Origin of the sequence: Halomonas sp. MCCC 1A11062 (assembly GCF_021404355.1) — a bacterium.
Lineage (GTDB): Bacteria > Pseudomonadota > Gammaproteobacteria > Pseudomonadales > Halomonadaceae > Halomonas > Halomonas aerodenitrificans.
Map to the genome: position 1 here is coordinate 190,693 of NZ_JABFTW010000006.1, position 17,496 is coordinate 208,188.

The 17,496-nt window shown below is 64.9% G+C and carries 19 protein-coding genes; 13 read left to right on the forward strand and 6 right to left on the reverse strand.

The genetic code is table 11. The annotated features are described in order from the left end of the window. Nucleotides 1-41: 41 nt before the first annotated feature. From HOP58_RS08910 to hemH, 5 genes are all read left to right on the forward strand, one after another. The gene (locus tag HOP58_RS08910) at nt 42-1,538 is read left to right on the forward strand and encodes a carbohydrate porin (protein WP_234260127.1); all 1,497 of its coding nucleotides are present in this window, start codon (nt 42-44) and stop codon (nt 1,536-1,538) included. 149 nt (nt 1,539-1,687) lie between these two features. Further along, entirely contained in the window at nt 1,688-3,076 is a 1,389-nt protein-coding gene (gene dnaB / locus HOP58_RS08915; RefSeq protein ID WP_234260128.1) for a replicative DNA helicase, read from the forward strand. Between the two features lie 77 nt (nt 3,077-3,153). Then, on the forward strand, nt 3,154-3,447 hold the full coding sequence (locus HOP58_RS08920) for a hypothetical protein (RefSeq protein ID WP_010629653.1): 294 nt from the start codon (nt 3,154-3,156) through the stop codon (nt 3,445-3,447). Nucleotides 3,448-3,603: 156 nt separating this feature from the next. Then, entirely contained in the window at nt 3,604-3,906 is a 303-nt protein-coding gene (locus tag HOP58_RS08925) for a DUF6482 family protein (RefSeq protein WP_234260129.1), read from the forward strand. Nucleotides 3,907-4,047: 141 nt separating this feature from the next. Further along, nucleotides 4,048-5,121: a ferrochelatase gene (gene hemH, locus HOP58_RS08930; protein ID WP_010629651.1), complete on the forward strand. Its 1,074-nt coding sequence runs from the start codon at nt 4,048-4,050 to the stop codon at nt 5,119-5,121. 41 nt (nt 5,122-5,162) lie between these two features. On the opposite strand, the gene HOP58_RS08935 is transcribed toward hemH, so the two are convergent. The 6 genes from HOP58_RS08935 to HOP58_RS08960 are packed head-to-tail and all read right to left on the reverse strand — an operon-like array spanning nt 5,163 to nt 11,072. Further along, entirely contained in the window at nt 5,163-5,597 is a 435-nt protein-coding gene (locus HOP58_RS08935; RefSeq protein WP_010629650.1) for a Na+/H+ antiporter subunit G, read from the reverse strand. Between the two features lie 10 nt (nt 5,598-5,607). Then, entirely contained in the window at nt 5,608-5,877 is a 270-nt protein-coding gene (locus HOP58_RS08940; protein WP_010629649.1) for a K+/H+ antiporter subunit F, read from the reverse strand. Further along, nucleotides 5,871-6,368: a Na+/H+ antiporter subunit E gene (locus tag HOP58_RS08945; protein WP_010629648.1), complete on the reverse strand. Its 498-nt coding sequence runs from the start codon at nt 6,366-6,368 to the stop codon at nt 5,871-5,873. The genes HOP58_RS08940 and HOP58_RS08945 overlap by 7 nt, the downstream gene beginning before the upstream one ends. After that, nucleotides 6,365-7,921, reverse strand: coding sequence for a monovalent cation/H+ antiporter subunit D (locus HOP58_RS08950; protein WP_010629647.1), 1,557 nt, complete (start codon nt 7,919-7,921; stop codon nt 6,365-6,367). Before HOP58_RS08950 ends, HOP58_RS08945 begins: the two co-directional genes overlap by 4 nt. Beyond that, nucleotides 7,918-8,262 (reverse strand): Na+/H+ antiporter subunit C, encoded by a 345-nt coding sequence (locus HOP58_RS08955; protein WP_010629646.1) that lies wholly within the window; start codon nt 8,260-8,262, stop codon nt 7,918-7,920. Before HOP58_RS08955 ends, HOP58_RS08950 begins: the two co-directional genes overlap by 4 nt. Then, entirely contained in the window at nt 8,262-11,072 is a 2,811-nt protein-coding gene (locus tag HOP58_RS08960) for a monovalent cation/H+ antiporter subunit A (RefSeq protein ID WP_234252738.1), read from the reverse strand. The genes HOP58_RS08955 and HOP58_RS08960 overlap by 1 nt, the downstream gene beginning before the upstream one ends. 144 nt (nt 11,073-11,216) lie before the next feature. Between HOP58_RS08960 and HOP58_RS08965 the strand changes: the two genes are divergently transcribed. Genes HOP58_RS08965 through mnhG form a run of 8 tightly spaced genes read left to right on the forward strand, consistent with a single transcriptional unit; the run spans nt 11,217 to nt 17,410 of the window. Beyond that, nucleotides 11,217-11,495: a hypothetical protein gene (locus HOP58_RS08965; protein WP_141638676.1), complete on the forward strand. Its 279-nt coding sequence runs from the start codon at nt 11,217-11,219 to the stop codon at nt 11,493-11,495. A gap of 23 nt (nt 11,496-11,518) precedes the next feature. Next, nucleotides 11,519-13,852, forward strand: coding sequence for a putative monovalent cation/H+ antiporter subunit A (locus HOP58_RS08970; protein WP_010629644.1), 2,334 nt, complete (start codon nt 11,519-11,521; stop codon nt 13,850-13,852). Further along, the gene (locus HOP58_RS08975; protein ID WP_010629643.1) at nt 13,845-14,276 is read left to right on the forward strand and encodes a Na+/H+ antiporter subunit B; all 432 of its coding nucleotides are present in this window, start codon (nt 13,845-13,847) and stop codon (nt 14,274-14,276) included. Before HOP58_RS08970 ends, HOP58_RS08975 begins: the two co-directional genes overlap by 8 nt. 51 nt (nt 14,277-14,327) lie before the next feature. Then, nucleotides 14,328-14,675, forward strand: a complete 348-nt coding sequence (locus HOP58_RS08980) for a Na+/H+ antiporter subunit C (RefSeq protein WP_010629642.1) — start codon at nt 14,328-14,330, stop codon at nt 14,673-14,675. After that, a complete protein-coding gene (locus tag HOP58_RS08985) occupies nt 14,672-16,246 on the forward strand; it encodes a Na+/H+ antiporter subunit D (protein WP_010629641.1) in 1,575 nt (524 codons plus the stop codon). Before HOP58_RS08980 ends, HOP58_RS08985 begins: the two co-directional genes overlap by 4 nt. After that, nucleotides 16,243-16,716, forward strand: a complete 474-nt coding sequence (locus HOP58_RS08990; RefSeq protein ID WP_010629640.1) for a Na+/H+ antiporter subunit E — start codon at nt 16,243-16,245, stop codon at nt 16,714-16,716. Before HOP58_RS08985 ends, HOP58_RS08990 begins: the two co-directional genes overlap by 4 nt. 27 nt (nt 16,717-16,743) lie before the next feature. Beyond that, on the forward strand, nt 16,744-17,013 hold the full coding sequence (locus HOP58_RS08995) for a monovalent cation/H+ antiporter complex subunit F (RefSeq protein ID WP_010629639.1): 270 nt from the start codon (nt 16,744-16,746) through the stop codon (nt 17,011-17,013). Further along, complete coding sequence (mnhG, locus tag HOP58_RS09000; RefSeq protein ID WP_010629638.1) at nt 17,006-17,410, forward strand: monovalent cation/H(+) antiporter subunit G; 405 nt, start codon at nt 17,006-17,008, stop codon at nt 17,408-17,410. Before HOP58_RS08995 ends, mnhG begins: the two co-directional genes overlap by 8 nt. The last annotated feature ends 86 nt before the right edge of the window (nt 17,411-17,496 follow it).

Genomic DNA, 17,496 nt, shown 5'->3' on the forward strand with positions numbered 1-17,496 from the left:
CCTTGCGTAAACAATCCAATAAACACAAAGGAACAACTGCGATGAAGACTGCCTTGCCAAGAACTCCGCTGGTTGCCGCCGTGGCCCTGGCCAGTTTCGGCATGATCGGGCACGCCGCCGCCGATACCAGCGTCCTGGAGCAGCGTCTGCTCGAACTGGAGAGCCGCATCGCCGCCGCCGAACAGCGCGCCAGCGCCGCCGAGCAGCGCGCCGAACTCGCCGAGGCCCAGGCCGCGGGAAGCCCGGCCCCCGCTGACGTGGAAGAGCGCCTGGCCCGTGTCGAGCGTCAGGCCAGCGGCGAAGAGGGCTTCTCGTTCAACGTCTACGCCCGCTCCGGGCTGCTGCTGGGTGAAGACCGCAAGAGCATCGACGGTGGCCCCTACGTGACGCCGGCCGGTGGGCTGGGTGGTGCCGTGGGGCGTCTGGGCAACGAGCCGGATACCTACGCCGAGGCGATTCTCAACTACCGCATGCAGTTCGACAACGGCGCCAAGGCGCATTACCGCACCATGCTGGCCAGCGGTACTACCACCAGCAACGATTGGGACGACGACTCCAACCTCAACGTGCGCCAGGTCTATGCCGAGTTCAGCGACCTGCCGAGCTTCACCGGTGCCTTCGAGAACGCCTCGATCTGGGCCGGCAAGCGCTTCGATCGCGACAATTTCGACATTCACTGGCTCGACAGTGATTTTATCTTCCTCGCCGGTACCGGCGCCGGTATCTACGACGTGCAGCTGGCCGACAACTGGCGCTCCAATTTCTCGCTCTACGGGCGCAGCTTCAGCGATTTTCCGGTGCGCCCCGAGCGTCCGGGGGACGAGGGCAGTACCGATAGCTTGATCCTCACCGCCAACAACTACTTCGGTAACTGGCAGTGGATGGTGAGTGGACTGTCCGCGGCCGACAACGATGAACGCGACATTGGGGAGGGCCAGTCTGCTGCTGACAGTGGCTTCCACACCATGGTGGCCTACCACGGCGACAGCTTCTTCGGCCTGAGCGAGGGCAACTTCAAGGTGGCGTTGATGCACGGCCAGGGCCTTGGCGCCGAGGTCAAGGGGCTCGGCAGCGACGGCAACCTGACCGACGATGCCCAGGCCACTCGTCTCGGCATCTACGGCACCACCTACGTAGCGCCGAATTGGCGTCTGGCTCCGGTGCTGCTCGGCGAGGTGAGCAAGGACCGCTACGTCGATGGCGACGACTACAAGTGGCTGACTCTCAACGCACGCCTGGTCAACGAGCTCACCCAGAACTTCGAGATGCAGTACGAGGCCAGCTACCAGTACATGGACCTCGACCCCAACGGCTTCGATGGCCGCAACGCGGTGAGCGGCGACTTCGGCAAGTTCACCATCGCGCCGACCTTCAAGCCCCAGGTGGGTGGCTTCTGGCAGCGGCCGGAGATTCGCGCCTTCGCCTCCTACACCGACTGGTCGAGCGATCTCAACAACTACGGCGCCAGCTCCTTCGGCAACGAAGGCTTCACCGGCGGCCAGTGGAGCTTCGGCGTTCAGACCGAGGTGTGGTTCTAGGCCGGCTCCCGCAATCCCGTTGCTCGCACGCTGTTTCGAACCCTTGCCGCGACCGTTATCGGTCGCGGTTTTTGTCATTTCGAAAGGTGGGGTGGGCAACGGGCATCGGGTAGAATGGCACGGCCCGTTCCCCTCAAGGTTGCCGCACCATGAACGACACGCTCGAGCTCGATCAGGAAACCGCTGCGCTCAAGGTGCCGCCGCACTCGCTCGAAGCGGAGCAGTCGGTGCTGGGCGGCCTGATGCTCGACAACCAGGCCTGGGACAACGTCGCCGACCGTCTGGTGGCCGACGACTTCTACCGCTATGAGCACCGCCTGATCTTCAATGCCATGACCGGGCTTGCCGAGGCATCCAAGCCGTTGGACGTGGTCACGCTCTCCGAGGCGCTGGAGGGGCGCGACCAGCTCGATACCGTGGGCGGGCTCGCCTATCTCGCCGAGCTGGCGCGCAACACCCCCTCGGCGAGCAACATCCGCGCCTATGCCGACATCGTTCGCGAGCGGGCCACGCTGCGCAAGCTGATTCGTGCCGCCAGCCAGATCGCCGACGGCGCCTTCAGCCCCCAGGGGCGTCCCGCCGACGAGCTGCTCGACGAGGCCGAGCGGCTGGTGTTCCAGATCAGCGAGGAGCGCCCCAAGTCGGGCGGCCCCATCGGCATGAGCGAGCTGTTGGCCAAGGCGGTGGATCGCATCGACGAGCTGTTCAACATGAAGGGCGAGATGACCGGTCTCTCCACCGGTTTCCGCGATCTCGACGAGATGACCTCGGGCCTGCAGCCCTCCGACCTGGTGATCATCGCGGGCCGCCCCTCCATGGGTAAGACCACCTTCGCCATGAATCTGGTCGAACACGCCGTGATCGCCAGCGACCGCCCGGTGATGGTGTTCTCCATGGAGATGCCCGCCGAATCGCTGATGCTGCGTATGCTGTCGTCGCTGGGACGCATCGACCAGACCCGGGTGCGTACCGGTCAGCTCGAGGACGAGGACTGGCCGCGGCTGACCTCGGCGGTCAACCTGCTCAAGGACAAGCAGTTGTTCATCGACGATACCGCGGCGCTGTCGCCCAACGAGATGCGCTCGCGCATCCGCCGGGTGGTGCGCGAGCACGGCAACCTGGCCCTGGTCATGATCGACTACCTGCAGCTGATGCAGATCCCCGGCTTCTCCGAGAACCGCACCGGCGAGATCTCGGAGATCTCTCGCTCGCTCAAGGGCATGGCCAAGGAGTTCGGCTGCCCGGTGGTGGCGCTCTCCCAGCTCAACCGCTCGCTGGAGCAGCGTCCCAACAAGCGTCCGGTGATGTCGGACCTGCGCGAGTCCGGCGCCATCGAGCAGGATGCCGACGTGATCGCCTTCGTCTATCGTGACGAAGTCTACAATCCGGATAACCCCGACAACCAGGGCCTGGCCGAGCTGATCATCGGCAAGCAGCGTAACGGTCCCATCGGCACGGTGCACATGGCCTTCATCGGCAGGTACACCCGCTTCGAGGATCTGGCGCCGGACAGCTACGGCGAAGCTTTCGGCGAGTGAAGCGCAGCAGCGCTTGAGCCAGCGGCGCGGCCCCGTATAATGCCGAGCCCCCGACAGTCGTTTTCGAGGAGTGACCCATGGCAGGCGGATTTCGACGCGGCAAGCGTCAGCGCCCCCCCAAGCTGGAAGCCCGCGGTATCATCGAGTCGCTGGAGCGCGAGGGGCCGTTCAAGGAGTGGCTCGGCATGCCGGATCTCTATCGCTTTCATCTGGTCGTCGACGGTGAGGCCTACAGCTACCAGACCGAGGATGCCGAACTCACCGTCGCGGTAGGTGACCGCGTGGTGTTTCGCTACAAGGAGACCAAGGCGGGCAAATGGGTCGACCGCAACTCCCTGGCCAAGGCCATCGATCCTTCGGAGTACCAGTAGCCGCCTCGCGCAGGTGAGCGCCTGTGGAACCTGGCCACGGCTTCACTGTCATAATTTCGATACGTTAGCATCATGCGATTGATATCGGGCACAGTCATGCTGTGCCCGATGTCTATCCAGCGACCCAGCGGAACGAAACAGGACATGGAGGGAGCCATGGAATTCGAACAACTGAAGCACTTCGTCGCGCGCCATGACAATTTCGAAGTGCGCGTCATCACCCATTCCGGCAGCCACTGCTACCAGGTGGAACTCGAGGACGTGGAGGGCGTACGCCACATGCTGACACGGCGTGGCAAGCCCATGGTATTCCGTTCTCTCGAGGACGTTTACCTGGAGCTGCAGCGTGCCGGCATCCACCGGGCCTTCTTGGTCCAGCATGTGCCGCAAGACGAAGTCATCGGTCGCGAGGCGCACTATCACGACCCGCTGACGTCGCGCATGCCGCTGGTCTTCTAGGCCTGGCCTGAGTAAGTCTGGTCGAGCAATAACCTTGATCCAAGTTATACAAATCGACTTCATAGTATAACTCGATGCCCCTGACGAACCTTGCCTGATACAATGGCGCTCCTTGAACTTACGTCACGAGGAGCGCAGCGCATGGTCGCATCGCAAGAGGTATCGGGCTCGCCGGAGCGTCAACGTCCGACTCATGCTCCGGCGGATCATCCCGCGGTGGCCCGGCCCAGGGTAGGTGTGGTGCTGGTCAACCTGGGCACGCCGGATGCCACCGATTACTGGTCGATGCGGCGCTATCTGAGTGAGTTTCTCTCCGACAAACGAGTAGTCGACTATCCCAGTTGGAAGTGGCAGCCGCTGCTGCAGCTGATCATTCTTTCGCGCCGGCCATTCAAGTCGGGCGAGGCCTATCGCGGCATCTGGAACACCGAGAAGAACGAGAGTCCGCTGCTGACCATCACCCGTGACCAGACGCGCAAGGTGGCCGAGGGGCTGAAGGCGCGCCATGGCGAGCAGGTGCTGGTGGACTTCTGCATGCGCTACGGTAACCCTTCCACGGACAGCGTGCTGCGGCGCCTGCAGGCCGAGGGCTGCGAGCGCATCCTGTTCTTTCCGCTCTATCCGCAATACGCCTCGCCGACCACGGCCACGGCCAACGACCACGCCTTCCGCACCCTGATGAAGCTCAAGTGGCAGCCGGCGATTCGTACCGTGCCGGCCTACTTCGAGCACCCGGCCTATCTCGAGGCGCTGAGCAACTCGGTGCGTGAGGCCTACGCCGCGGCCGAGTCGGCACCGGAAGTGCTGGTGGCCTCGTACCACGGCGTGCCCAAGCGCTTTCTGCTCGAGGGCGACCCCTACCACTGCCAGTGCCAGAAGACCACGCGACTGCTGCGCGAACGGCTTGGCTGGGCGGAGGGCGAGATTCAGACCGCCTTTCAGTCGCAGTTCGGCCCCGAGGAGTGGGTCGGCCCGCAGACCGTCGACCACGTGGCCGAGCTGGCGCGCCAGGGCAGGAAACACATTGCGGTGATTTCCCCGGCCTTCTCCGCCGACTGTGTCGAGACCCTGGAGGAGATCAACGAGGAGATTCGCGACAGCTTCCTCGCCGCGGGGGGAGAGCGTTTCACCTACATTCCCTGTCTCAACGACCGCGACGATCATATCCAGGCGTTGCTGGCGATCATCGACAACGAGCTGGGCGGCTGGGCGTGAAGCGGGAGAGAGCCGATCAGGCCACCTGATCGGCTCTCGTTTCAGCGGAACAGGCGCGAACGCTTCTGCTTGCGATACTTCCAGGGATGTTTGGCGCGGGCCGGACGCGCCACCCGGCTCTGGCCCACGTCCTCGTCGCGGAACTCCGGCACCGAGCCGCGGGTGCCGGTGGTGAAGCGCAGGTGCATGTGCAGCCCGGTCTTGGCCAGCATGTGCCCCGTCACCGGGGCGGTGATGAACAGAAACAGGGTGATCAGCAGCTCCTGCACGTGCAGCTCGCGCTGGGTGATGGTGAAGTAGATCATCGAGGCGATCAGCACACAGCCGATGCCCAGCGTGGTGCCCTTGGTGGGGCCGTGCAGGCGCATGAAAAAGTCCTTGAACTGCAGCATCCCCAGCGAGCCGGTGAAAGCGAACACCCCGCCGGCTATCAGCAGGAAGGCGATCACACCTTCGGCAATGACGTAGAAGGTCATGTGGTGTCCCCTATTCGATGATGTCGCCGCGCAGCAGATAGCGGCAAACGGCCATGGTGCCGATGAACCCAAGCATGGCGATCAGGATCGCCGCCTCGAAGTAGGTCTTGGTGTTGAGCCACAGCCCCAGCAGCACGATCAGGGCGATCGAGTTGACGTAGAGCGTATCGAGGGCCAGCAGACGGTCGGGTACGTCCGGGCCGATGGCCAGGCGATAGACGTTCATGGCCATGGCCAGCACGATGAGCGTCAGGCTGATCAGCAAGGCTGTGTCTAGCATTCGAAGATCTCCTTGAGCGGGCGCTCGTAGCGATCGCGGATCTCGCGGATCAGGGCCTGTTCGTCGTCGAGGTCGAGGACATGGATCAGCAGCGAAGAGCCGTCGAGACGGATGTTGGTCGATACCGTGCCCGGCGTCATGGTGATGGTGTTGGCCAGCAGGGTGATGGCCAGGCGGTCCTTCACCTCCAGCGGGTACTCGACGAAGCCCGGGTGCGGTTCGCGCCGCGGCAGCAGGATCAGCAGGCTGACATGCACGTTGGCCTTGACGATGTCCCACATCACCACGAGCACGAACCAGACCAGTTTGAGCGGATGCTTGACCCGCGGCAGCGGCTCCCAGAAACCCTGCGTCAACAGCGGAATGCCCACGGCCAGCACCGTGCCGAGCAGCAGCTGGCCGGGTGCGATGCTGCGCACCATCAACAGCCATACCACCAGCAGCACCAGCGACAGGGTGGGGGTGGGCAGGAAACGTCCCATGGCCTTCATAGCGTGTCTCCCTGCGTCTCGTCATGGAGCGGCTGGCGAGACTGCACCAGATCCCGGGTCGGTTCGTCGCTCAGCAACTGCTGAATCACGACCTGGGGCATGGCCAGCTGCTCCGCGGTGGCTTGGGCGTAGTGGCTGATGGGCCCGGCGAAGACGACCAGCAGGGGAGCGCTGGCCAGCAGCCAGATCACGCCGACGAGCTGGGGGCGGGTGACCTTGCCGGAGGCCACCTCGCCTTTGTAGCTGGCCCAGAAGAATACCGACCCCGCCCGCGACATGGCGATCAGGGCGCTCAGGCCGGCCAGCAGCAGCAGCGGCCACAGCCATAGCCGGGCGCTGCCCTCTGCGGCCTGCATCAGCAGCAGCTTAGCCAGGGAGCCGGCCAGCGGGGGCAGACCGACCACGCCGACCGCTGCGGCCAGGAACAGACCGCCGAGCAGGTAGCGCTGGTGCAACCGGCGGGCGCGCACCAGACGCGTACCGGCCTTGCCGCGCTGCTGACCGATCAGCTCGGCGATCAAGAACAGCACGCCGCAGATCAGCGTGGTGTGGGGCAGGTAGTAGAGCAGGGCGGTTGTGGCAGCGGTGGTACCCAGGCTGGCGGCCGCCAGCAGGGTGCCTACCGAGATCAGCACCAGGTAGGCCACCAGGGGGCGCAGGTCGCGGGCCGCCAGTACACCGATGGCGGCCAGCAGGATGGTGGCCAGCCCCGACCACCACAGCCAGCCCTGTATGGCGGATTCGGCGTCGCTGTCGGCAAAGATCAGGCTGTGCACGCGGAGAATGGCGTAGAGGCCGAGCTTTGTCATGATGGCGAACAGCGCCGCCACCGGTGCGGGTGCCGAGGAGTAGGTGCGCGGCAGCCAGAAGTAGAGCGGCAGCAGGGCGGCCTTGAGGCTGAACACCACGATCAGCAGCAGGGCGCCGGCAGTGACCAGGGCGGCCTGGTCGCCGGACATGGTGGCGACCCGACGTCCCATGTCCGCCATGTTGAGGGTACCGGTCGCTCCATACAGCACGCCCAGTGCGATCAGGAACAGCGCCGAGCCGGCCACGTTGAGGATCACGTAGTGCAGCCCGGCGCCGACCCGCTCCTTGCCGCCGCCGTGCATCAGCAGGGCATAGGAGGCGAGCAGCGTGATCTCGAAGAAGACGAACAGGTTGAAGATGTCGCCGGTGAGAAAGGCGCCGTTCAACCCCATCAGCTGCAGTTGGAAGAGGCCGTGGAAGTTGCTGCCGCGGACGTCGTCACCGGCGCTGGCGAAGATCACGCAGCCCAGCGCCAGCACGGCGGTCAGGCCCAGCATGAGCGCCGAGAGGCGGTCGAGCATCAGCACGATGCCGAAGGGGGCCTGCCAGTTGCCCAGTGCGTAGAAGGTCAGTTCGCCGCTGGCCGCCTGCTGCAACAGCAGCAGGGTGACGATGACCAGCAGGGTGGTGAAGGCGATGCTCAGGCGACGGTGAGTCCGGTCGCTGGCCTTGCCCGACAGCAGCAGCACCAGGGCGCTGAACATCGGCAGCAGGATGGGCAGAGAAATCAGATGCTGGTTCATCGTGGGGCGTCTCCATCCTCGCCTTGCTGGCCGTCGACATGGTCGGAGCCGAGGTCGCCGCGGGCGCGGATCGCCAGGATCACGACGAAAGCGGTCATGGCGAAGCCGATCACGATGGCGGTGAGCACCAGGGCCTGGGGTAGCGGGTCGGTGGGGGTGATCGAGTCGCCGATCACCGCCGCTGCGTGAGTATTGAGCCCGCCGGTGGAGAACAGGAACAGGTTCACCGCGTAGCCGAGCAGTGCCAGGCCGACGATGACAGGGAAGGTGCGCCCGCGCAGCAGCAGATAGATGCCACTCGCCGTGAGCACGCCGACGACGAGGGAGAACAGGGCTTCCATCAGCGTTCCTCCAGCGTTGGGCGATTGACCGTGGTGACGCGGCCCAGGTTGATCAGGATCATCAGCACGGCACCCACCACGGCGAGATAGACGCCGACGTCGAACAGCATCGCCGTGGCCAGCTCGAACTCTCCTACCACGGGCAGGTGGAAATGGCCGAAGGCCGAGGTCAGGAAGGGGAAGCCGAACAGCCAACTGCCCAGGCCCGTGGCCAGCGCCACGGCCAGCCCCGATACGGCAACGATCGGATAGGAGATCGGCAGTCGCTCGCGGGTCCAGTCGTGGCCGCGTGCCATGTACTGCAGGATCAGCGCGGTGGCGGTGATCAACCCGGCGATGAAGCCGCCGCCCGGCTGGTTGTGGCCACGCAGGAAGATGTACACCGACACCAGCAACGCCAGCGGCAGCAGGATCTGGGCCACCACCGACAGGATCAGCGGATAGCGATGCCGCGACCAGCGGATACCCTCGATGTTGCCCGAGGGCATGAACAGGCGCAGACGGTTGAGCAGCTTGAAGGTGGCGAGGCCGGCCAGGGTGAGCACGGTGATCTCGCCCAGGGTATCGAAGCCGCGGAAGTCGACCAGGATGACGTTGACCACGTTGGTGCCGCCGCCGCCGGGCACGCTCTCGCGCAGGAAGTAGTCGGCGATGGTCAGGGTCTCTCGGGTCAACAGGGCGTAGTTGAGCATGGCCACCACCAGACCCAGCGAGGTGGCGAGTATCAGGTCACGTAGAATGCGTCGGCTCGAGACCAGCAGCGGTGGGCGCTGAGGCAGGAAGAACAGCGCCAGGATCATCAGGATCATCGAGGCGACCTCCACCGACAGTTGGGTCAGGGCCAGGTCGGGAGCGGAGAAGCGCACGAAGGTCAGCGAGACCGACAGTCCCACCACCGAGAGCATCAGCAGCGACACCAGCCGCCAGCGATGACTCAGGGCGCTACCGATGGCGCCGAACACCATCAGGCCGGCGCCGAGGAACAGCATGCCGTCGAGCGGCTGCTGGCCGCGCTCGCCGGTCAGCGACTCCAGTTGGGTCAGGCCGATGGCGGCCATGGCCAGGGCGCTCAGGATCAGCAGCGCCTGGTAACGCTGCAGGGAGCCGTTCTCCAGGCGCAGGGTCAGCCACAGGGTCGCCTTGATCAGCCGCTGCACCGCTGCCTCGAAGATCAGCCCGGCGTTGCGCTCATGGAACAGGGCGGCGATGCCGGCCAGACGCCGATGCTGGCGCAGCACCAGCACGCCGCCGGCCACTGCAGCCACGCTCATCAGTAGCGGCAGGTTGAGGCCGTGCCACAGGGCCAGGCTGACCACCGGGGTGGTCTCGCCCTGCACGGCGAGGCTCGCCGCGTGCAGCAGCGGGGCCGCCAGGGTCATCGGGAACAGTCCCACCAGCAGGCTCATGGCGGCCAGGAACAGCCCGGGGGCCAGCATGCCCCGCGACGGGTCGTGCACCTTCATCGGTGGCAGCGCTTTCTGCTCGCGGGTCAGTTTGGGCTCGGCGAAGAACAGGCTCCAGATCAACCGCAGCGAGTAGGCCACCGAGAGCATGGCAGCCACCACCACCAGCAGCGGGATGACGATGCTCAGTGCGCCGAGCAGGTTGTTGAGCAGGCTCTCTTCGAACAGCATCTCCTTCGACAGGAAGCCGTTGAACGGCGGGAAACCGGCCATGGCGGAGCCGGCCAGAATGGTCATGGTGCCGGTCAGCGGCATCATCGACCACAGCGCGCCGAGCCGGTCGATGTCGCGGGTGCCGGTTTCATGGTCGATGATGCCGACCATCATGAACAGCGCCGCCTTGAAGGTGGCATGATTGAGGATGTGAAACACGGCGGCAACGATGGCCAGCGGACTGCCGAGCCCCAGCAGCAGCGTGATCAGGCCCAGGTGGCTGACGGTGGAGAAGGCCAGAATGCCCTTCAGGTCGCGCTCGAGCAGGGCGAACCAGGCGGCGTAGAGCATAGTGGCCAGACCCACCAGCGACAGGCTGACCGCCCACAGCGCGGTGTCGCCCAGCGCCGGGTTGAGACGCGCCATCAGCAGCACGCCTGCCTTGACCATGGTGGCCGAGTGCAGGAACGCCGATACGGGCGTAGGGGCGGCCATGGCGTGGGGCAGCCAGAAGTGGAATGGGAACTGCGCCGACTTGGTGAAGGCGCCCAGCAGCACCAGGGCCACGATCAGCGGATAGTGCTCCGAGGCGCGGATAAGATCGCCAGCCGCCAGCACGTCACCCATGGCGAAGCTGCCCACCGCCTGGCCGATCAGCAGGATGCCGGCCAGCAGGGCGAGGCCGCCGGCACCGGTGACGGTCAACGCCATGCGTGCGCCACGCCGGGCATCGCTGCGGTGGCCCCAGAAGCCGATCAGCAGGAACGAGGAGATGCTGGTGAGCTCCCAGAACAGCCACAGCAGGATCAGGTTGTCGGCCATGGCGATGCCGAGCATGGCGGTCATGAACAGCATCATGTAGGCGAGGAAACGGCCGTCGTCCTCCTCGGCCGAGAGATAGAAGCCGGCGTACAGCAGGATCAGGCTACCGATACCCAGGATGAGCAGGGAGAAGAGCAGTGTGAGGCCGTCGATCCGCAGCGCGAGATCCAGGCCCAGCAGGGGCATCCAGGGTATGCGTAGGCTGACCACGTCGCCGCCGAGCACGGCCGGGGCGTGCAGCAGCACCAGGCCGAGGGCGAGCAGCGGGGCGATCAGCGTGGCGGTGACGCAGGCTTTGCGGCCGTGGCGCGAGGTCATCACCGGCACGAAGATACCGGCAATGGTAAGCAGGGGGATCCACAGCAACGACATGGCGGTTCGTCCATTCTGGCGGCGGTCGATGCGTCGCACCACAGCACAGAGAGATCCGTCGTGGCGTAATCTGCCCGAGCACCGCGCACACAGGCTAATGGTATCGATCGAGGAGCGCAGGGCCGGGTCGTTGGGAACGGTGTAATGAAGAAACGTTTTGAAATCGCTATACTAGCAAGCCGTTTCGTCGTGAAATCAACGCTCACCGTAGCCAGCCGCGGCGCAAAGTCTAATCCTTTTGCGCTGCAATATACAGGTTTGGCCCGGCTGCCGACGCTCATCCTTTGGGCGTATTTTTTCGGCCGCAGCACGGATTTCTTTAATCGCGACGTCACGCTGTGCGGGGGATACCCGGACGTCCCGGCAGGCTCTGCCGTCGATGTCGGCGCTGCGAGGTGGCGAGGCGCCATGTCCGGACGATGAACTGAACAGAAGGGAACTGCATGATGCAACTAGCCGTGCTATCGGGATTCGTGCTGGCCGCCTTTGCGCCGTTGCTGCACCGCTGGTTCGGTGGGCGTGCCAGCTTCGTGCTGGCCGCGTTTCCGGCCGCGCTGGCACTCTGGTTCCTGGGCCAGGTGCCGACGGTGATGCGCGGCGAAGTACTCTTTCTCGAACTCGACTGGGTGCCGTCGCTGGGCATGAGCCTGAGCTTCGTCATCGATGGCCTGGCGCTGTTGTTCGCGCTGCTGATCACCGTGATCGGCACCTTCGTGCTGATCTATGCGGGCGGCTATCTCAAGGGGCATCGCGATCTGGTGCGCTTCCACATCGTCATCCTGGCCTTCATGGTGTCGATGCTGGGCCTGGTGTTGGCCGATGGCCTGCTGACCCTGTTCGTGTTCTGGGAACTGACCAGCATCACCTCTTACCTGCTGATCGGCTTCAGCCATGCCGACATCGAGGCGCGCAAGTCGGCGCGTCAGGGGCTGTTCGTCACCTTCGCCGGCGGGCTGGCGCTGATGGCGGGGCTGGTGCTGTTGGGCAACGCCAGTGGCAGCTGGTCGCTGGCCGAGATCAGCGCCGGCGGCATCGACCTGCGCGAGCACGATCTCTACCTGCCGATGCTGCTGTGCCTGCTGCTGGCGGCCTTCACCAAGTCGGCGCAGTTCCCGTTCCACTTCTGGTTGCCCAATGCCATGGCCGCCCCCACGCCGGTGTCGGCCTATCTGCACTCGGCCACCATGGTCAAGGCGGGCATCTACCTGCTGGCCCGCCTGCATCCGAGCCTCGGCGGCACCGAGGCGTGGGTCGGCATTCTGTCGGTGGTCGGTGCCCTGACCATGTTCACCGGCGCCTTCCTGGCCATCCGTCACACCAACATCAAGAAGATGCTGGCCTACTCCACGGTGATGGCGCTCGGCACCCTGACGATGCTGCTCGGTATCGGCACCGAGGGGGCGTTGATCACCTTCGTCACCTTCCTGCTCGCCCACTCGCTGTACAAGGGCGCGCTGTTCATGGTGGCCGGTATCCTCGATCACGAGACCGGCACCAAGGACATCACCGCCATGGGCGGCTTGCGACCGCTGATGCCGGTGACGGCGGTGGTTGCCGTCATCGCCGCGCTGTCGCTGGCCGGGGCGCCACCGCTGTTCGGCTTCATCGCCAAGGAGATGATGTTCGAGGCGGCCCTCGATGCGCAGACCTTCGGCTGGCTGGTGCTGCTGCTGGCCTTCGTCTCGGCGTTTTTGACCATCGCCGTGGCTGCGATCATCGCGCTGCGGCCGTTCTTCGGCGAGCGTCGGGCGACGCCGCGGGTGGCGCACGAGGCGCCGCTGTCGATGCTGCTGGGCCCGGCCTGTCTGGCGGCGCTGTCGCTGCTGCTCGGCGTGGTGCCGGTGATCGCCGGCATGGGGGTGCTCACGGCAGCCGCCTCGGCGGTCATGGGCGAGCCGGTGACCGTCTACCTCTCCTTGTGGCACGGCATCAATCTGCCGCTGGTCATGTCGATCGTGACCCTGGCGCTGGGCTACCTGCTGTTCAAGCGCTGGGACCGCGTGCGCGCTCATCTGGCACGGCTCGATCCGGTCATGGCGCGCGGCCCGGAAGCGGGCTACGAGGCGTTCATGCACTGGATCACGGTGGTGTCCGAGTGGCAGACCCGTATTCTGCAGAACGGCTACATGCGCAATTACATCCTGGTGATGGTGCTGGTGCTGATCGCGCTGCTGGGCAACTCGCTGCTGCTCAGGCATCCGCTGGAGATCGCCTTCGAACTCGACGTGCGCTTCCACGAAGTGGTGGTGGTCGCCATGATGGTGCTCGGCGCATTGTTCGCCGCCGTCGCCCGCTCGCGGCTCAGCGCGGTGGTGTCGGTGGGCATCATGGGCTTCTCCATCGCGCTCACCTTCATCCTGTTCAGCGCTCCGGACCTGGGTATCACTCAGCTGCTGGTGGAAACCCTGACGGTCATCCTGCTGGTGCTGGTGCTGTTCCGCCTGCCGCGCTTCGCCAGCCTGTCGACGCCGCTGGAGCGGGTGCGTGACGTGCTGGTGGCGGGCAGCGTGGGCGTGCTGGTCACGCTGTTGATCCTTACCGCCTGGGGCATCGACCAGTTCGTGCCGATCTCCGAGTACATGATCGAGAACAGCGTGCCGCTGGCCCACGGGCGCAACATCGTCAACGTGATCCTGGTCGATTACCGCTCGCTGGATACCTTGGGCGAGATCTTCGTGCTGGCCCTGGCCGCCATCGGGGTCATCGCCATGCTCAAGCTGAGGGCGCCGGTGAAGCCGGCCAAGCCGACGGCGCAGGAGAAGGAGTCGAGCCATGGTTAAGTCCGGTACGCTGATACTGCACACGGCGGCGCGTATCCTGATGCCGCTGCAGCTGCTGTTCTCCGTGTTCCTGCTGCTGCGTGGCCACGACGAGCCCGGCGGCGGTTTCATCGCCGGGCTGGTGGCGGCGGGGGCCTTCACGCTCTACCTGTTCGCCTTCGGCGTCAGCGCCACCCGCGAGGTGCTGCGCATGGTCGACCCCCGCGATCTGATCGGCATGGGGTTGCTGCTCGGCATGATCTCGGTGTTCCCCGCCTGGTTCGTCGATCAGCCCTTCCTCACCGCCCAGTGGTGGACGATCCCGGGCGTCGATTTCTACGCCTCGACCCCGCTGATCTTCGACATCGGGGTCTATCTCGCCGTGCTGGGCTCGGTACTGGCCATGGTCATGACGCTGATGGAGGTGGACAAGGATGAACCTTGAGCACGTGGGCGCTGCGGGTGCCTCATCCACGACTTCGGAGGGAGGAACGCGATGGAACCGGTAATGGCCGTGGCCGTTGGCCTGCTCTATGCGGCCGCCATCTTTCTCATGTTGCGGCGTTCGATCGTCAAGCTGGTGATCGGGCTGATGCTGCTCTCCAACGCCGCCAATCTGCTGATCTTCACCACTGCCGGCATGACCCGCGGCGCGCCGCCGCTGATCCCCGAGGGGCTCGCGGCGCCGTTGGGCCCGGTGGCCGACCCCTTGCCCCAGGCCGTGGTATTGACCGCCATCGTGATCGCCTTCGGCGTGTTGGCGTTCGCCGTGGTGCTGATTCGCCGGGCCTACGAAATCGTCAAGGCCGATGACCTGGACAAGATGAAGGAAACCGATACGTGAGGCCCGAAGTCGCCCTTCCCGTTCTTCTGCCGCTGCTGTCGGGGGCCATTTCGCTGCTGTTCTGGCGCTCTCGTCCCATGCAGCGTTTCACTGCCGTGGCCGGTAACCTCGCACTGCTCGGCGTGTCGCTGTGGCTGCTGGTGTCCGTAACCCAGGAGGGTTACGTGGTGATCCAGATGGGGGGTTGGCAGGCTCCCTTCGGCATCACCCTGGTAGCTGACATGCTCAGCGCGGTGATGATCGTGCTCACCGGTATCATGGGACTGGTACTGTCGATCTATTCGCTGGCTTCGACCGGCCCCGGCCACGAGCGCTTCGGCTACTACCCGCTGATGCACCTGCTGCTGGCCGGCGTCGCCGGCGCCTTTCTCACCGGCGACGTGTTCAACCTCTATGTCTGGTTCGAAGTGATGCTGGTGGCCTCCTTCGCGCTGCTGATTCTCGGCGGCGAGAAGGCGCAGATGGAGGGGGCGATCAAGTACGTCACCCTCAATCTGCTGGCCTCGGTGATCTTTCTCTCCGCGGTGGGGCTACTCTACGGCATGGTCGGTACGCTCAACATGGCGGATGCCGCCCAGCGCCTGGCCGTGGCCGAACACCAGGGCATGGTCGAGGTACTGGCGGTGATGTTCATGGTCGCCTTCGGCATCAAGGCGGCGGCGTTCCCGTTGTTCTTCTGGCTGCCGGCTTCCTACCACACGCCGCCCGTGGCGGTGTCGGCGCTGTTCGCCGGGCTGCTGACCAAGGTCGGCGTCTACGCCCTGTTCCGCTTCTTCACCCTGCTGTTCGACCAGACCCTCGGCTACACCCAGGAGCTGCTGATCTGGGGCGCCGCCCTGACCATGGTCACCGGTGTGCTGGGGGCTGCGGCGCAGTTCGAATTCCGCCGCATCCTGTCGTTCCACATCGTCAGCCAGATCGGCTACATGATTCTCGGTCTGGCACTGTATACCCCGCTGGCCATCGCCGGGGGCATCTTCGCCGTGATGCACAATATGGTGGTCAAGACCAACCTGTTCCTCATCAGCGGCATTACCCGGCGCTTGCAGGGTACCTACGAGCTGAAGAAGATGGGCGGACTCTATCGCGAGCGTCCCTGGCTGGCGGTGGCCTTCTTCCTCTCCGCCTTCTCGCTGGCCGGGGTGCCGCCGCTGTCGGGCTTCTTCGCCAAGTTCGTCATCGTGCGCGCGGGCATCGAGGCGGAAGCCTATGTGGTGACCGCGGTGGCGCTGCTGGTGGGGCTGATGACCCTCTATTCCATGGTCAAGATCTGGAACGAGGTATTCTGGAAGTCCCTGCCAGAGGACAACCTGGTACCCCCCGAAGAGGTGGTGGTGGGTGACGACAGCCGCATGGTGCCGCCGAGTCTGTGGCTGATGTATCTGCCGGTGGCGGTGCTGGCCCTGTTTGCGCTGCTGATCGGCGTGCTCGCCGAGCCGCTGATGGCGATGATGAATCAGATCGGCGATCAGCTGATGAACCCGCAGGGGTATATCGAAGCGGTGCTGGGTGCCGAGGTCGGGGTCGAGGACGCTCTGATCGAAGCGCCGGATGAGGAGGTGTCGCCATGACGGGAGCTATCTGGAACCTGCTGCTGGCGATGGCCTGGGTCATCCTTTCCGGCGACTTCTCGGGGCTCAACCTGGTGGTCGGGCTGGTCTTCGGCTACATCACCCTGGTACTGATCGAACCGCAGGTCGACGCCCTGACCGGCTATCCGGCGCGGGTGCCGCGGATCCTCAGATTCCTCGGCTTCTTCATCAAGGAGCTGGTGCAGGCCAACCTGCGGGTCGGGTTCGATATCCTGACTCCGCCCTGGCACATGAAGCCGGGGGTGATCGCCATGCCCCTCGAGGCGCGCACCGAGCTGGAGATCACCATGGTCGCCAACCTGATCTCGCTGACCCCGGGCACCTTGAGCCTGGACGTTTCCGACGACCGCAAGGTGCTCTACATCCACGCCATGTTCCTCGACGATGAAGAGGAGCTGCGCCGCAACCTCAAGGAAATGGAATACCGTGCACTGGAGCTGTTCCGTTGAGTACGCCAAGGCCGAGTGGGGAGTGATATGGCTACAGTGATTCTGATAAGCCAGGTGCTGATGGGCATCGCTCTGATCCTGGCCTTCGTGCGTGTCGTGAGAGGTCCCAGCCTGCCCGACCGAGTGGTGGCGCTGGAGCTGTTCGCCAGCATCGTGGTGGGGTTGGTGGGCGTCTATGCCATTCGCACCGACGTCTCCAGCTTTCTGGATGCCGCCATCGTGATCGCGCTGATGGGCTTTCTGGCCGCCATCGGCTTTGCCCGTTTCCTGGAGCGTGGAGGACCGCGGGATGATTGAGACCATCAAGGGCTTTCTGATCCTCACCGGTGCCATCTTCATGCTGCTGGCAGCGCTGGGTATTCTGCGTCTGCCCGATCTGCTCACTCGCATGCATGCCACCACCAAGGCGGCGGCGCTGGGAGTGATCCTGATCATGCTGGCGGTGGCCGTGCATTTCGGAGAGGTGGCGGTGGTGGCGCGGGCCTTCGCCATCATCGTCTTCGTGTTGATGACCGCGCCGGTGGCGGCTCACGTGATCGGCCGGGCGGGCTACTTCGTCGGCTCCAAGCTGTGGAGCGGTACGGTGAAGGACGAGCTCAGACCCAACTACGACCCGCTCACTCACGAACTCAAGAGCGGTCTGGAAACGGATAGCAACGCGGTGCATCAGCCGCGCGAGAACGACCCCAAGTGAGGTAAGGCACGCGGTTACACAAAGCGACGCTTTCCGCGTGCGGCAGGGCTGGTCTGAAGACCGCTTCTGCGCCATTATCGGTGGCC

Coding starts and splice junctions, on each gene's coding strand:
- HOP58_RS08990 (WP_010629640.1), top strand. CDS start 16,243: ATGACGGGAGCTATCTGGAACCTGCTGCTGGCGATGGCCTGGGTCATC.
- HOP58_RS08975 (WP_010629643.1), top strand. CDS start 13,845: ATGGTTAAGTCCGGTACGCTGATACTGCACACGGCGGCGCGTATCCTG.
- HOP58_RS08920 (WP_010629653.1), top strand. CDS start 3,154: ATGGCAGGCGGATTTCGACGCGGCAAGCGTCAGCGCCCCCCCAAGCTG.
- hemH (WP_010629651.1), top strand. CDS start 4,048: ATGGTCGCATCGCAAGAGGTATCGGGCTCGCCGGAGCGTCAACGTCCG.
- HOP58_RS08970 (WP_010629644.1), top strand. CDS start 11,519: ATGCAACTAGCCGTGCTATCGGGATTCGTGCTGGCCGCCTTTGCGCCG.
- HOP58_RS08940 (WP_010629649.1), bottom strand. CDS start 5,877: ATGCTAGACACAGCCTTGCTGATCAGCCTGACGCTCATCGTGCTGGCC.
- HOP58_RS08925 (WP_234260129.1), top strand. CDS start 3,604: ATGGAATTCGAACAACTGAAGCACTTCGTCGCGCGCCATGACAATTTC.
- HOP58_RS08935 (WP_010629650.1), bottom strand. CDS start 5,597: ATGACCTTCTACGTCATTGCCGAAGGTGTGATCGCCTTCCTGCTGATA.
- HOP58_RS08980 (WP_010629642.1), top strand. CDS start 14,328: ATGGAACCGGTAATGGCCGTGGCCGTTGGCCTGCTCTATGCGGCCGCC.
- HOP58_RS08955 (WP_010629646.1), bottom strand. CDS start 8,262: ATGGAAGCCCTGTTCTCCCTCGTCGTCGGCGTGCTCACGGCGAGTGGC.
- HOP58_RS08950 (WP_010629647.1), bottom strand. CDS start 7,921: ATGAACCAGCATCTGATTTCTCTGCCCATCCTGCTGCCGATGTTCAGC.
- HOP58_RS08995 (WP_010629639.1), top strand. CDS start 16,744: ATGGCTACAGTGATTCTGATAAGCCAGGTGCTGATGGGCATCGCTCTG.
- HOP58_RS08960 (WP_234252738.1), bottom strand. CDS start 11,072: ATGTCGTTGCTGTGGATCCCCCTGCTTACCATTGCCGGTATCTTCGTG.
- mnhG (WP_010629638.1), top strand. CDS start 17,006: ATGATTGAGACCATCAAGGGCTTTCTGATCCTCACCGGTGCCATCTTC.
- HOP58_RS08945 (WP_010629648.1), bottom strand. CDS start 6,368: ATGAAGGCCATGGGACGTTTCCTGCCCACCCCCACCCTGTCGCTGGTG.
- HOP58_RS08965 (WP_141638676.1), top strand. CDS start 11,217: ATGAAGAAACGTTTTGAAATCGCTATACTAGCAAGCCGTTTCGTCGTG.
- HOP58_RS08910 (WP_234260127.1), top strand. CDS start 42: ATGAAGACTGCCTTGCCAAGAACTCCGCTGGTTGCCGCCGTGGCCCTG.
- dnaB (WP_234260128.1), top strand. CDS start 1,688: ATGAACGACACGCTCGAGCTCGATCAGGAAACCGCTGCGCTCAAGGTG.